Here is a 13342-nt window from a genome sequence, read left to right on the forward strand (position 1 = left end):
TCGGACTCCACTTTGCTGCCCACGCGCAGTGCGCGCGGACGGTCGTGTCCCACAGCCTAGCAAACTTCGGCCCCGCGATCGAATCGCCGGCTGCGGCCCGACCCGCTCTCGCGGCAGCGTGCGGCGGGTGGGATCGTGAAGTCATGACCGACACCCCCGATCCGACCGTGGCCGACGACGTCCGGCACCTGGGCGAGATCCCGGCCGTCGAGGTGATCAGCCGCGCCGCCGTGATGCTCATGAGTTCCGCCGCCGAGAAGCTCGGCCTGGCCGACGAGGATCCCGAGGCCGGCACCCACCGCGACCTGGACGAGGCGCGCCGCGTGATCACCGCCCTGGCCGGGCTGGTCACCGCGTCGGTGGAGTACCTGGGCCCGCACGCCGGGCCGCTGCGCGAGGGATTGCAGGCGCTGCAGCGGGCCTTCCGGGAGGCGTCGGCCTACCCGGACGAGCCGGGCAAGGGTCCCGGCGAGAAGTACACCGGCCCGGTCTTCTGACCCGGGCCGGTCTCACCGCAGCGCCACGCCCGGCTCCTCCCAGGCCCGCAGGCGCCGCAGCAGCGAGTCCTTCTTGCGCTGATGGTCGGCCATCCGGCACAGCACGTCGTCGAGGAACCGCACCGCGTGGTCGACGTACGGGCCCTTGTTGAGCATCACGCATTCGGCGCGGCCCGACGCCGCGGCGTCGGTGATCTCCGCGCGCGAGGGACGGCCGGTGCGCGCGAGGGTGTCGAGGACCTGCGTCGCCCAGATCACCGGGACGTGCGCCGCCTCGCACACCCACAGGATCTCCTCCTGCACCTCGGCCAGCCGGCCGTACCCGGCCTCGACGGCGAGGTCGCCGCGCGCGATCATCACCCCGACCCGGGGTGAGTGCAGGGCCGCGAACAAGATGGCCGGGAGGTTCTCGAAGCCCGCCACCGTCTCCACCTTGAGGATCACCCCGAGGCGGGCGCCGCCGAGTTCGGCGAGCCGGTCCTGCAGGCGCGCGACGTCGGCGGCGCTGCGGACGAAGGACAGGCTGACCGCGTCCGCGTGCGTGACCACGAACGGCAACCGGTCCAGGTCCTCGTCGGTGAGCGCCGGCAGCCGCAACTCGGTGTCGGGCAGGTTGATGCCCTTGGCCGTGCCCAGCCGGGAGCCGCGCAGGTCCGCGTCGGTGATGCGGATCCGCAGCCGTTCCGGGCCAACCTCCTCGACGATCCCCCCGATCCGGCCGTCGTCGAAGAAGATCCGGTGCCCGATCCGGGTGTCGTCGAACACCCGGGGCAGGGTGCAGCCGATCCGGGGCGGGTGGGCGTCCGGGTCGGCCGGGGTGAGGTCCGGGTCCAGGATCAGCTCGTCGCCGACGTGCAGGGTGAGTCTGCGTTCGCGTGGCGGGAGCGCCGCGACGGCGGTGGCGTCGCCGCGCGCGGTCAGCCGGGTGCCGGGTACGAGGTAGGCGGTGTCGGTCAGTTCGGTGCGTACGTCCCCGGCGGCGGTGCCGGTGACGACCAGGGTGCGTTTGGAACCGCGGGTGTCGCGGAAGGTGATGCGGTCGCCGGGTCGGCGCCGGGCCAGCCACAGCTCGTCGGCGACGGGGACGACCACCTCGCCGGGGGCGGCCGCGGAGCCGGGGCGGGTGAGCCGCACCTGGACGGGCGCGACGGTGCGGCCGAGCGCGTCGCGTTCGGGTTTGGCGTGCACCACCGCGGGACCGGGGGCGACGGGGCCGGTGCGCAGCTTCGGGCCGGCGAGGTCCATGGTGACGGTGACGTGCCGGCCGTGGGCGCGTTCGGCGCGGCGCACGTGCTCGATCATGGCGGCCCACGCGTCGGGTTCGTCGTGGGCGCAGTTGATCCGGACGAGTTCGGCACCGGCCCCGACGATCCGGTCGACGAGGTCGGCGTCGGTGGCCGCTTCGCTCGGCAGCGTCACCATGATGCGGGTCCGGCGGCCACCGCGGACGGGGCCGAGCAGGGCGGCGGCGTTGCGTTCGAGCAGGCGTTCGCCGGTGACGAAGTCGACCGGGCCGGGGCGGGTGTCGACCTCGGGCAGGTCCGCGAGGCCGGCCACGGCGCGGCGCACCGCGTCGACGGAGGCCAGGACGTGGGCTTCGGCGCGTCCCAGCGACGACAGTCCCCACGCGGCGAGTTGGGATTGCAGCACGCGGATGTCGCGGCGCCGCAGCGCGACGTAGTGCGCCAGGTTCTCCGCGCCGGCCCGGTGAGCGGGGTGCGCCTGCGCCCAGCGCTCGTCGGCGCCGGCCGCGGTGACGAGGCCGTCCCGCAGCTCGTCGAGCGCGGCGGCGAGGGCCGCGAGGTCGCCGTGCGCACCGGTCATGCGCCCACCGTAGGGGCGCGGAGTTTCGCGGGGTTTGCGCCCGGTTGAACAGTGTCGTTCCTGCGGGCGACCGTGTCGGTGGCCCGCACCGTCACCGGGATGCCCGAGGATGGTGGTCATGGGCACGCACCTGGTCCTCGTTCCCGGATTCTGGCTCGGCGCGTGGGCGTGGGAGGCCGTCGCCGAGGATCTGCGGGCGCGGGGGCATCGGGTCGACGCCCTGACACTGCCCGGGCTCGAGTCCGTCCGGGCCGACCGCTCCGGCATCACGCTCGACGACCACGTCGGTGCCGTCGTGGAGGCGGTGGCGGGCGGTGCGGTCGTCGTCGCGCACAGCGGCGCCGGCCCGGTCGCGTACGCGGCGTCGGACCGGGTCCCGGCGGACGTGGCCCGTCTGGTGTACGTCGACACCGGCCCGTTGCCGGAGGCCGCCGCGCTGCGGCCGGATCTCGATGCCGCCGTGGCGGAGATTCCGCTGCCGCCGTGGGCGGAACTCGAAGCGGCCGGCAACAGCCTGATGGGACTCGACGGCGCCGCGCTGGACCGGTTCCGGGAGCGGGCGGTGCCGCATCCGGCCGGTCCGGCGCGGACCCCGCTCGCCCTGCGCGGGGACGCGCGCCTGGCGGTCCCGACGACCGTCGTGTGCACGAGCTTTCCGTCCGCGTCGATCCGGCAGATGGCGCAGGCGGGGCACCCCGTGGCGAGTGAGCTCGGCCGGCTCGCCGACGTGCAGTATGTGGATCTGCCGACCGGGTACTGGCCGATGTGGTCGCGTCCCGCCGAACTCGCGGCGGTGCTCGACGCGGCAGCTCGCCGTTGAGGGGTGAGGTCACCCACCCGGGGCGAACAGGTCGCGGACGAACGCCGTCGCGTCGGACAGCGAGGCGCGCATCGTCTCGAGGTGACCGGCCGGATACGGGTGGAACACGAATCGCGTACCGGCCGCAGTCAGGTCGGCGACGAGCTTGACCGTGAACGGCGCCGGGGTGACGGTGTCGGTCAGGCCCTGACCGAGGAACAGGGGGCGATCGTAGCCGCGGGTGGGAATCTCGAGCATGTCGCGGGCGGCGCGGACCAGGGCCGGGTCGCCGGTGCGCCGCGCCAGCAGATCGCCGATCGACAGGTCCGCGAACTCGGCCGCAGCTTCCCGGTAGCACAGGTCCTCGAGCCGGGTGAGAACGCCGCGGCCCCGCGGGCTGAGGAAGCGGTCGACTTCGACCTCGGGGTAGGTCGCGCGCATCCCGGCCAGCAGGTAGGCGATGAACACGGCGGTGCCGGTGAGCGGCAGCGGCGGAAAGGCGGGGTCGCCGAGCGGCACGAGGTGCTCGATGTTGGACGGCACGCCCAGCGCGACGGCGCCGCGGTAGTCGAGTTCGGGTGCGTACCGGGTCGCGAGGGAGGCCGCGACCATGACGGCCTGGCCGCCCTGCGACTGGCCGAGTGCGACCCAGCTCGGCCCGAGGGACGGTTCCACCGTCCGGGCGGCCCGCACCATGTCGATCACGGCGTGCGCCTCCGACGGCCCGTCGAGGTAGGCGTGCACGCCGGGGGTGCCGAGGCCGACGTAGTCGGTGGCGACGATGGCGTATCCCTGGGCGAGCCAGTGCGCGAGGTATCCGTTGTCGATGCGGCCGTCGACCGTGGGGGCGCACCGGTCCGCGATCCCGACGGCGCCGTGCCCCCACGAGATCACCGGCCAGCCACCGGCGGGCGCGGCACCCGGCGGCACGAACACCGCGCCGGTGCTCAGGGCCGGCACCCCGCGGGGGCCGGTGGTGCGGTAGGTGACCACCGAGGCGGCGACCGCGCCGGGCAGCCACCACTGCCGCGGTAGGGGCTCGACCCGGACGACGCTGCCCGGCGGGTCCGTCTCACGGCTCGGCGGCTGCGCCGCCGCGACCCCGGCCGTGAGCAGCATGCTCGTCACCAGCACGGCGACGACCCCACGGACACGAGCCTCGACGAACATCCGCCTCACGGTCCCCCCTTTGCGGTCCGCGGCGCGTCGGCGCCGTCAGGGTCAGCTCGCCGCTGCCACCTTCCGTGGTGCGCGCTTGCGTGCCGGCTTGCGGGCGGGCGCCGGCTCCGGCGCGACGGGCTCGGCGAGCGCCTCGCTCAGGAACCTGCCGGTGTAGCTGCCCTCGACGGCGGCGACGTCCTCGGGTGTGCCCTGCGCAACGACGGTGCCGCCGCCCGAGCCGCCCTCGGGGCCCATGTCGATGATCCAGTCCGCCGTCTTGATCACGTCGAGGTTGTGTTCGATCACGATCACCGTGTTGCCCTTGTCGACGAGACCGTTGATCACGCCGAGCAGCTTGCGGATGTCCTCGAAGTGCAGTCCGGTCGTGGGCTCGTCGAGCACGTACACGGTGCGGCCCGTCGACCGCTTCTGCAGTTCCGCGGCGAGCTTGACGCGCTGGGCCTCGCCGCCGGACAGGGTCGGGGCGGGCTGGCCCAGGCGCACGTACCCGAGGCCGACGTCGACGAGGGTGCGCAGGTAGCGGTGGATCGAGGTGACCGGCTCGAAGAACTCGGCGGCCTCCTCGATCGGCATGTCCAGCACCTCGGCGATGGTCTTGCCCTTGTAGTGCACCTCCAGGGTCTCGCGGTTGTAGCGGGCCCCGTGGCACACCTCGCACGGCACGTACACGTCGGGCAGGAAGTTCATCTCGATCTTGAGCGTGCCGTCGCCCGAGCACGCCTCGCACCGGCCGCCCTTGACGTTGAACGAGAACCGGCCCGGCTGGTAGCCGCGCACCTTGGCCTCGGTGGTCGCGGCGAACAGGGTGCGGATCTTGTCGAACACACCGGTGTAGGTGGCCGGATTCGACCGCGGCGTACGCCCGATCGGCGACTGGTCGACCTGGACGAGCTTGTCGAGCTGGTCGAGCCCGTTGACGCGGGTGTGCCGGCCGGGCACCTGCCGCGCGCCGTTGAGCTTGTTGGCCATGACCGTCGCGAGGATGTCGTTGACCAGGGTCGACTTGCCGGAGCCGGAGACGCCCGTGATCGCGGTGAGCACGCCGAGCGGGAAGGCCACGTCGATGCCGCGCAGGTTGTTCTCGCGCGCGCCGACGACGGTGACCTGACGTTTGCGGTCGACCGGCCGGCGCTGCTGCGGCACCTCGATCCGCTGGCGGCCGGACAGGTACGCGCCGGTGAGCGAGTCGGTGCAGTCGAGCAGTTCCTTGTACGGGCCGGTGTGCACCACCCGACCGCCGTGCTCACCGGCGTACGGCCCGATGTCGACGACCCAGTCCGACGCCCGGATGGTGTCCTCGTCGTGCTCGACGACGATCAGGGTGTTGCCGAGATCACGCAGCCGGGTGAGGGTTTCGATGAGCCGGCGGTTGTCGCGCTGGTGCAGGCCGATGGACGGCTCGTCCAGGACGTACAGGACACCGACCAGGCCCGAGCCGATCTGGGTGGCGAGCCGGATACGTTGCGCTTCCCCGCCCGACAGGGTGCCGGCCGCGCGGGAGAGGGTGAGGTACTCGAGTCCCACATCGAGCAGGAACCCGAGACGTGCCTGGATCTCCTTGAGCACCTGCCCGGCGATGGCCTCCTCCCGCGCCCCGAGGGTCAGCGCGCCGAGGAACTCCGCGCATTCGGCGATGGACAGGTCGGAGACCTCGGCGATGGACTTGTGCCCGTGCTCGCCCGCGGCGACCGTCACCGCCAGAATCTCCGGACGCAGCCGCGCCCCCGCGCACGCCGGGCACGGGATCTCCCGCATGTACCCGTCGTACCGTTCCTTCATCTGTTCGGATTCGGTCTGTTCGAGCCGGCGGTGCAGGAACGGCATCACGCCCTCGAACTCGGCGTAGTACGACCGGGTCCGGCCGTACCGGTTCTTGTAGCGGACGTGCACCTGTTCCGGGCTGCCCTCGAGGATGGCCTTGCGGGCCTTGGCCGGCAGCTTGTTCCACGGGGTGGACATCTCGAAGCCCATGATGTCGGCCAGCCCGGACAGCAGCCGGGTGAAGTATTCGGAGGTCTGCCCCATCGACCAGGGCGCGATCGCGCCGTCCTCGAGGCTGAGTTCCGGGTCCGGCACGACGAGTTCCGGGTCGACCTCCTTGCGGATGCCGAGGCCGGTGCACTCGGGGCAGGCACCGTACGGGGAGTTGAACGAGAACGACCGGGGTTCGAGCTCGTCGATGGACAGCGGGTGCCCGTTGGGGCAGGCGAGTTTCTCGGAGAAGCGGCGCTCGCGGTCGGCCGCGTTCTCGTCCCGGTCGACGAAGTCGAGGACGACGATGCCCTCCGCCAGGCGCAGCGCGGTCTCGATCGAATCGGTGAGCCGCTGCTTGGCACCGGACTTGACCGCGAGCCGGTCGACGACCACCTCGATGTCGTGCTTCTCCTGCTTCTTCAGCTTCGGCGGATCGGTGAGGGGATGGACCACCCCGTCGACCCGCACGCGGGCGTACCCCTGCACGGTCAGCTGTTCGAACAGGTCGACGAACTCGCCCTTGCGGGTGCGCACGACGGGTGCGAGCACCTGGAACCGCGTGCCCTGCTCCATGTCGAGGACCTGGTCGACGATCTGCTGCGGCGTCTGCCGGGCGATCCGCTCCCCGCACTGCGGACAGTGCGCTGTGCCGGCGCGGGCGTACAGCAGGCGCAGGTAGTCGTAGACCTCGGTGATGGTGCCGACGGTCGAGCGCGGGTTCCGGTTGGTGGACTTCTGGTCGATGGACACCGCCGGTGACAGGCCCTCGATGAAGTCGACGTCGGGTTTGTCCATCTGGCCGAGGAACTGGCGCGCGTAGGCGGACAGCGACTCGACGTAGCGGCGCTGCCCCTCGGCGAAGATCGTGTCGAACGCCAGGCTCGACTTGCCCGACCCGGACAGGCCGGTGAAGACGATCAGGCTGTCACGCGGCAGGTCCAGGTCGATCCCCCGCAGGTTGTGCTCCCGCGCGCCACGCACGATCAGGCGATCCGCCACGCCACGTCCCTCCTCGTCGGATCCCCTGGATGGTCGGATCCGGTCGCATCTCGATTCACCGACGTCACGTCGCGCAACTCGGCCCTGGACCATGGTAGGCGCGCCCACCGACACGTTCCGGTTCCCGACCGCCGTGCACGCGGGCGACGGACCACGGCGGTAACGTGCCTCACATGTCGCAGCAGCCCTTGGTCATCGACGACGACTACACCGGCGAGGTCACCCCCGGCGGACCCGCGCAGCGCCGCACCGTGCCCGGCGCGACCATCGTCAAGCTGTCCGTCGGACCCATGGACAACAACACCTACCTGATCACGGATTCCGCCACCGGCAACTCGGTGTTCCTCGACGCGGCGAACGAGCCGGAGTTGCTCACCCGGTTCCTCGCCGAGCACGCCCCGAAACTCGAGCTGATCGTCACGACCCACCAGCACTGGGACCACTGGCAGGGCCTCGAGGCGGTCGCGGCCTCGACCGGGGTTCCCACGGCCGCGCACCCGCTCGACGCCGAGCCGCTCCCGGTCACACCCGATCGGTTGCTCATGGAGGGCGACACCGTCGCCGTCGGCGAGCTCGGCCTCGAGGTGATCCACCTGTCCGGACACACCCCGGGCTCGATCGCGCTGGTCCTCACCGAGACCGGCACCGGCCGGCACCACATCTTCACCGGTGACTCCCTCTTCCCGGGGGGTCTTGGGCGGACAACAAAGCCCGAGGAGTTCAACTCTCTCTACGACGACGTGGACACCAAGATCTTCGGGCGCTTCGGCGACGACACCGTCATCTACCCCGGCCACGGCAAGGACACGACCCTCGGAGCGGAGCGGCCGCATCTCGGCGAATGGCGCGAGCGCGGCTGGTGATCGGTCCCATATCGGACCGGCAAAGTTAGGGGCTACGTGACCTCACAACCCGACGGCGATCTGCCGCCCTTCACCCTGTGCTCGGACGTCGACGGGACGAGGTACGTCATCGTCGACGCTGCGGATGCGGACATGTCCGGATGGGCCGTCGAGCTGATGGACGTGAACGTCCGGTGGAGGGATCCGACGGCCCTGACGTCCCTCTCGTCGTTCGAGCAGGACACCTGGTTCTCGACCGGTGAGGGGCACTGGAACGGCCTCGGTTACGGCACACCAAAGACAGCGTGGTGTGCGATTGCAGATCACGGGGACAGGATCAGCGCTTGGATCGGGCCGGACGGCGCTCGGCACGAGCCATAGCCTGCGACACCCCAGCACACTCACACAGGTCGCGCCCAGAAGCCATGGTGATGCCCGGAGGGGTCAGTAAAACCCCGAACGACGACGCCTTCCGATCCCTGCTCGGCGACGTCGAGTCCAAGATCTTCGACCGGGTCGACGACGAGACGATCTTCTGTCCCGGGCACGGCAAGGACTCGGCCGTACGCGGATACTGGCGATGTCGGGGGATCCGCTGAGGGCGGCGAGCCCTGCCGTGCCGCCGCTCAGGCCAGTCGCCCCCTACTCACCAACAACGGAATCAGTGAGTCCCGCCAGGTCGGTAGATGAACGTGACCGCTCGACATGCCGCCGTGAGCGAACTCTTCCCGATACACCCGATCCGCCGGCTCGGATCGCAAGTCCACACCCACGACCGAAGTGAAAGCTGTGAGGAGCGACTCTTCCAACGTCGCCTCGTCGTAAGGAAGGGGAAGACCGGCCAGGTGCTCTTTGATTGCCGCCCACACGTACGGGTCTCCGCGCAGTCCCCACTGCTCCGGCTCCTCCTCGAAGAGTTGGTCCATCGTCATCGCCGCATCATGCCAGAGATACTCGCGGCGTCGATCGCTCAGGAGGCAGTCCCTGATCGAGGTGGAGAGTGACCTCTTGAACTGCGCCGTCGCGCCTCAGACGTGGACCGACTTCTCGAACTGCCCTGCCAAAGTTGCTTGATAAGCCACCGGAAACAGGCCCGACCTCCATGAAGGCAATCTACCGTGGCCCGCTGAACAACGAAGAAGGCAAAGACCTTTCACTGGCTGCGTTCCGGCTGTGTGGGTACCGCAAAGGTCGACCCGGAAGAGCCAGCTGTACCGGTCCGATTGTCCGGAGTCGGGGTCTCCGTACCATCGGAAGGCTCGGTCCGGCCCCCTGGGCTTCGGCGAGGTCGAGTTCCCTCTTTGTGCTGCGCGGCCTGGTTCCCGGGGGTCTTGGGCGGACAACAAAGCCGGAGGAGTTCGAGTCGCTCTATCGAGACGTCACCACGAAGGTCTTCAATCGCTTCGTCGACGAGACGGCGTTCTACCCAGGCCATGGAAGGACTCGACCCTTGGCGCGGAGCGACCACATCTCGCCGAGTGGCGCGAACGCGGATGGTAGCCGGCCGTCAGTCGTCGTCCGAGACGTCTGCCTCGTTCACCACGACCGGCGTCAACGAGAGGGCTCGCGCGACCTCGTCGAGGAACCTGGTGCTCGTGACGAACCACTCTCGGCCAGCGGTCCGCGCGACGCTGCGGTGGTGGTCGGCGGCCTCGAGCAAACGGTGGAAGGTCGTCTCTGCCGCCGCAGCCGCGCCGGGCTCGGTCCGGTAGATGCGAAGCAGGATCGGTTCCTCGGGTAGCGCTGTGGTGCGGGTCTGATTCCGGAAGCGGACGATCACGTCGCTGTCGCTTCGGCCGACTTTCATCAAGGTGCGTCCGCTGTCGGGCTCGTAGGGATGTAGCAGATAGTGCGGCAGGGCATAGACGTAGATGCCGACGTCGTTCCGCGCCTCGGCTTCTTCCGTCTGTGCCTTGGCCTGCTGGACCTCCACGCTGCGGGCCGACTCGTCCGACACGCGCCGCTCGAGCTCGACGAGGTTGTGTTCGAGGTAGGTGCGGCAGGCCTCCGACCATCCCCCGATTTTCAGCATGCTGCGGAACTTACGGGCCACCGCCTGGGCCACCGTCGGGGCCGTAGGCAGATCGCCGTCGAGCAAGCTGCGGATGCGCCGTTCGTACATCCAGACGAAGCCCGAGGTGGACACCTCCAACTCGGAGGCGATCTGATCGGCGGTCAAACCACGCTGCAGGCATCGATACACCTGGCCGAGCCGCGACGCATCCTGCTCCAGGAACGCGACCAGTTCGGTCCGGACCTCGGCAGGCGGCCGTATGGGACCGAGCTCGGCTCTGGGCGAGGCGGCGGTTAACACCTCATCACCGACTCCCCAGTCAGAGTTCACTGCGCTCGGTCCGTCCGTCGACATCTGGTGATCGTCGCATCGAATCTAAATCGCCGCACGCCCGCGCCGCCAGACCTAGAAGTCGAGACGCGCCCAGCTGCCCAGCACTTCGGAGCGCTCCAGAAAACCTGCCGGGGACCACCGCCCTTAATCGGCGGGAAGGCCGCGACATCCCCTGGAGCACCGTCACGGTCAATGGGCTTGATGGTCATGTGAGCACTGTACGAAGGCACCGTCCCCGAGTCGTGAAGCAGGAGCGTGGCGAACGATCTACGGAGAGCACATGCACGAGGAAAGGAACAAAGGCATACCGGCACGAGAAGCAAATCGAGGCGGAGTCACTCCGAAGGCGGCCCGTTGCCCACTTCGGTGTGGGCCCCTCAGGCCGGTTGTCTGAGAGCCGTCTAGCTCCGAGAAGTACCTGCATCTACAAGTGCTGTGCACGGCAACATTAGTAATCGACCACGACCTCGCCCGGTGGAGACATTGTTCCGGGCGGCCGGCCGACGTACCCACATGGTCCAGCGCTTTGCCGAAAGGAGCCCCCGGGTGGCACACGAGGTAAAGCCGACACTGCTGGTCCGTCACCGCGACTCCGGCGGACAGTGGGAGTCGCCGGAGATGACCGCCTACGACAACGAAGATCATCTGCAGTCGATCCTCGCCGCCGCCCCCCAGTATGTGCCCGGTGTGCCCGACGGCGCGCTCACCGTGCGAGAACTGTCGACCTCCGCTGGACCGGCCGACGTGTGCATCATCAGCCCGGACGGGGACATCACCATCGTCGAGTGCAAGCTGGCCTCCAACTCCGAGCGACGCCGGATGGTCGTCGGACAGGTCCTCGACTATGCCGCCGCGATCTGGCGGGACGGAGAAGAAGCATTCCGGCAGCAGTGGGCACGCCAACGCGGCGACGATCTCAGCGCCCTCGGTGCCGGCGCGGGCGAGCAACTGTCGCAGAACCTGAGCGACGGGCGCATCCACTTGTGTCTTGCGGTCGACCGGATCGACGAGGATCTACGCCGTCTGGTCGAGTACCTCAACCGGATCACCCGCGACGATGTCCGTGTCACTGCCCTTCAGCTGGCCTACGCTCGTCACGGCGATCTCGAAATCCTCGTTCCCTCGGCCTACGGCGGGGAGATCGCCGCGGTCAAGGCCCGGGCCTCTGGATTGTCCGCGACATGGACCAAGGACACCTTCCTCGATGCCCTCGCCACACAAGCCGATCGAGACCGCGCAGAGCACCTGTTCGCTCTCCTTGAGGCGATCGACGACCGCCTGGGCACCCATGAGGACCTCTGGTTCGGCAACCGCCCGTATGGCGGCATCTTCCTTCATCCCTACGGACTGCGTTACGCGCCGATCCAGCTGTGGGTGAACCGAGGTGGTCAGCTAATGGCCTACGGGAACTGGTGGCAGTACCCACGTCTGCGCCACCATCTCGGCTTTGCCGAACTCGCCCGATTCGTCGGCCAAGATCACCAGGCCAGCGGACGAGGATTTCCTCTCGCCGACATCGACGTGGATCGGTTCTGGCCGATCGTGCTGCGCTGCGCCCAGCAAATCAACGACGTCACCCCGTCGCACACTGACTGATCAATCCGACGTGAGCACGCGCCGCTGTCTGGCTGATGACCACGAATCAGTCGATAAGAGGCTCGGCGGGCGGACTCAAGCAACTGAAGGCGGTGCTCGGCTGAACGGGCTCACGCCCCGGTTATAGGCGCTACCCTTCCCAAGAAATGGCCATGTCGCATGATGATCGCTTCCGTACACAAGGGGGAGAACGATGTCAGAGGGTTCCGGACCGGCTCGACCAAGTCCAGGCTTCTATCCCGACCCTTCGGGAGTCATGCGTTGGTGGAATGGCAATTCGTGGACCGATCAGGTCCAGGGTGGGTATCCCGCTCAGACACCACCGCCCAAGAAGTCGAATACGACACGCAACATCCTCCTGGCGATACTCGCAGTATTCGTGCTAGCGATCGCAGGATGCGTAGCGTTCCTCGGATTGACCGCAACTGTGGTCAATGACGCCATCGAAACCGGCCAGGCGGAGGACGCAGCACCCGGCGGACCCGACAACCCCCTCACGATCGTCGAAGGCCAAGCATTCGAAGTGTCCGGGTTCCAGTACTCGTCCGGCTGGCGGGTGACCGAGGATGCCCTCGGTGACGTCAACATCGAGGGCTTGAAGGTGACCAACTCTCGGGACGAGAAGGACGGTGCACTCGTCGAAATCAAGTTCATGCGCGGGAACGAAGTGGTCGCGCTAGTCGACTGCACCACCGAGCAGATTCCGGTCGGCCAAACGACGACATTGAACTGTATCAGTGCTGACGATCTTCCGGCGGACTACGACAGGATTACGATCAACGACACGTTCTGATCCTCGCTGACCTGCGGCTTCTTCGGCGGTCGAGGAACTCGCTGATGCCGGAATCCTCACAAGGTAAGCCGCACGAGAGCCCGCTGCGCATCCCGTTGTCGCCGCCGATCTGCAGGTCCTCGTTGCGGCGACGAACGCCGGAACGTGATCCGTCCAGCTCCCGAAACGTCGATCGCAACGCAGGCAGCTTCTTGCAGGGAGTGATCATGAAACCCGGTGAGGTGCGACTCGGACAGGGAGTGTGGTGGGCCGAAGAGTACTGGCGGGTGATGGGTGTCTACGACGAGGGCAGGCTGCTGCGCCTGGCGAGACCGACCCATTACGAGGACGGCAGCTTCTCGTTCAACGAGAACGTCGTCAACGATGTCCCCGTCGAATTCGTCTCGTCTCCCGATTCCCATCGCCCTGGCGGAACCTAGCACTCGAGGACAGTGCCGCGGGGACGAGAGCATGCAATGGCGACCTCCATCGCGAAGAGCGATCGCCCAA

Annotated in this window: 12 protein-coding genes and 2 pseudogenes; 9 read left to right on the plus strand and 5 right to left on the minus strand. The window is 68.8% G+C overall.

Annotation, left to right across the window (positions count from 1 at the left end):
- The first annotated feature begins 143 nt into the window (after positions 1-143).
- Positions 144-497, plus strand: coding sequence for a DUF1844 domain-containing protein (locus F1734_RS14885; RefSeq protein WP_003937961.1), 354 nt, complete (start codon positions 144-146; stop codon positions 495-497).
- Positions 498-509: 12 nt separating this feature from the next.
- On the opposite strand, the gene F1734_RS14890 is transcribed toward F1734_RS14885, so the two are convergent.
- On the minus strand, positions 510-2321 hold the full coding sequence (locus tag F1734_RS14890) for a pyruvate kinase (protein ID WP_203010732.1): 1812 nt from the start codon (positions 2319-2321) through the stop codon (positions 510-512).
- Between the two features lie 118 nt (positions 2322-2439).
- Here F1734_RS14890 and F1734_RS14895 point away from each other — a divergent pair, with 118 nt between their 5' ends.
- Complete coding sequence (locus F1734_RS14895) at positions 2440-3141, plus strand: alpha/beta fold hydrolase (protein ID WP_203010733.1); 702 nt, start codon at positions 2440-2442, stop codon at positions 3139-3141.
- 9 nt (positions 3142-3150) lie between these two features.
- Here the strand turns inward: F1734_RS14895 and F1734_RS14900 are convergent, their stop codons facing one another.
- Positions 3151-4290 (minus strand): lipase family protein, encoded by a 1140-nt coding sequence (locus F1734_RS14900; RefSeq protein WP_203010734.1) that lies wholly within the window; start codon positions 4288-4290, stop codon positions 3151-3153.
- 51 nt (positions 4291-4341) lie between these two features.
- Positions 4342-7275: an excinuclease ABC subunit UvrA gene (uvrA, locus tag F1734_RS14905; protein WP_010595365.1), complete on the minus strand. Its 2934-nt coding sequence runs from the start codon at positions 7273-7275 to the stop codon at positions 4342-4344.
- A gap of 173 nt (positions 7276-7448) precedes the next feature.
- Here uvrA and F1734_RS14910 point away from each other — a divergent pair, with 173 nt between their 5' ends.
- Both F1734_RS14910 and F1734_RS14915 read left to right on the plus strand, forming a co-directional pair.
- On the plus strand, positions 7449-8138 hold the full coding sequence (locus tag F1734_RS14910; RefSeq protein WP_203010735.1) for an MBL fold metallo-hydrolase: 690 nt from the start codon (positions 7449-7451) through the stop codon (positions 8136-8138).
- A gap of 36 nt (positions 8139-8174) precedes the next feature.
- Positions 8175-8498, plus strand: a complete 324-nt coding sequence (locus tag F1734_RS14915; RefSeq protein WP_203010736.1) for a hypothetical protein — start codon at positions 8175-8177, stop codon at positions 8496-8498.
- Between the two features lie 245 nt (positions 8499-8743).
- On the opposite strand, the gene F1734_RS14920 is transcribed toward F1734_RS14915, so the two are convergent.
- Positions 8744-9049, minus strand: coding sequence for a hypothetical protein (locus F1734_RS14920; protein WP_203010737.1), 306 nt, complete (start codon positions 9047-9049; stop codon positions 8744-8746).
- A gap of 365 nt (positions 9050-9414) precedes the next feature.
- On the opposite strand from F1734_RS14920, the pseudogene F1734_RS26285 reads away from it, so the two are divergent.
- A pseudogene (locus F1734_RS26285) lies at positions 9415-9617 on the plus strand (MBL fold metallo-hydrolase); the annotation flags it as partial.
- Positions 9618-9624: 7 nt separating this feature from the next.
- Here the strand turns inward: F1734_RS26285 and F1734_RS14925 are convergent.
- Positions 9625-10461 (minus strand): GIY-YIG nuclease family protein, encoded by an 837-nt coding sequence (locus F1734_RS14925; RefSeq protein ID WP_203010738.1) that lies wholly within the window; start codon positions 10459-10461, stop codon positions 9625-9627.
- Between the two features lie 549 nt (positions 10462-11010).
- Between F1734_RS14925 and F1734_RS14930 the strand changes: the two genes are divergently transcribed.
- The 4 genes and pseudogenes from F1734_RS14930 to F1734_RS14940 all read left to right on the plus strand — a co-directional run bounded on the left by F1734_RS14930 (position 11011) and on the right by F1734_RS14940 (position 13272).
- Positions 11011-12060 (plus strand): hypothetical protein, encoded by a 1050-nt coding sequence (locus tag F1734_RS14930; protein ID WP_203010739.1) that lies wholly within the window; start codon positions 11011-11013, stop codon positions 12058-12060.
- A gap of 193 nt (positions 12061-12253) precedes the next feature.
- Positions 12254-12376 (plus strand): annotated as a pseudogene (locus F1734_RS26540) (DUF2510 domain-containing protein); the annotation flags it as partial.
- Positions 12377-12475: 99 nt separating this feature from the next.
- Entirely contained in the window at positions 12476-12853 is a 378-nt protein-coding gene (locus tag F1734_RS26290) for a hypothetical protein (protein WP_238423953.1), read from the plus strand.
- Positions 12854-13059: 206 nt separating this feature from the next.
- The gene (locus tag F1734_RS14940) at positions 13060-13272 is read left to right on the plus strand and encodes a hypothetical protein (RefSeq protein ID WP_238423954.1); all 213 of its coding nucleotides are present in this window, start codon (positions 13060-13062) and stop codon (positions 13270-13272) included.
- The last annotated feature ends 70 nt before the right edge of the window (positions 13273-13342 follow it).

Origin of the sequence: Rhodococcus ruber, from assembly GCF_016804345.1 — a bacterium.
Lineage (GTDB): Bacteria > Actinomycetota > Actinomycetes > Mycobacteriales > Mycobacteriaceae > Rhodococcus > Rhodococcus ruber.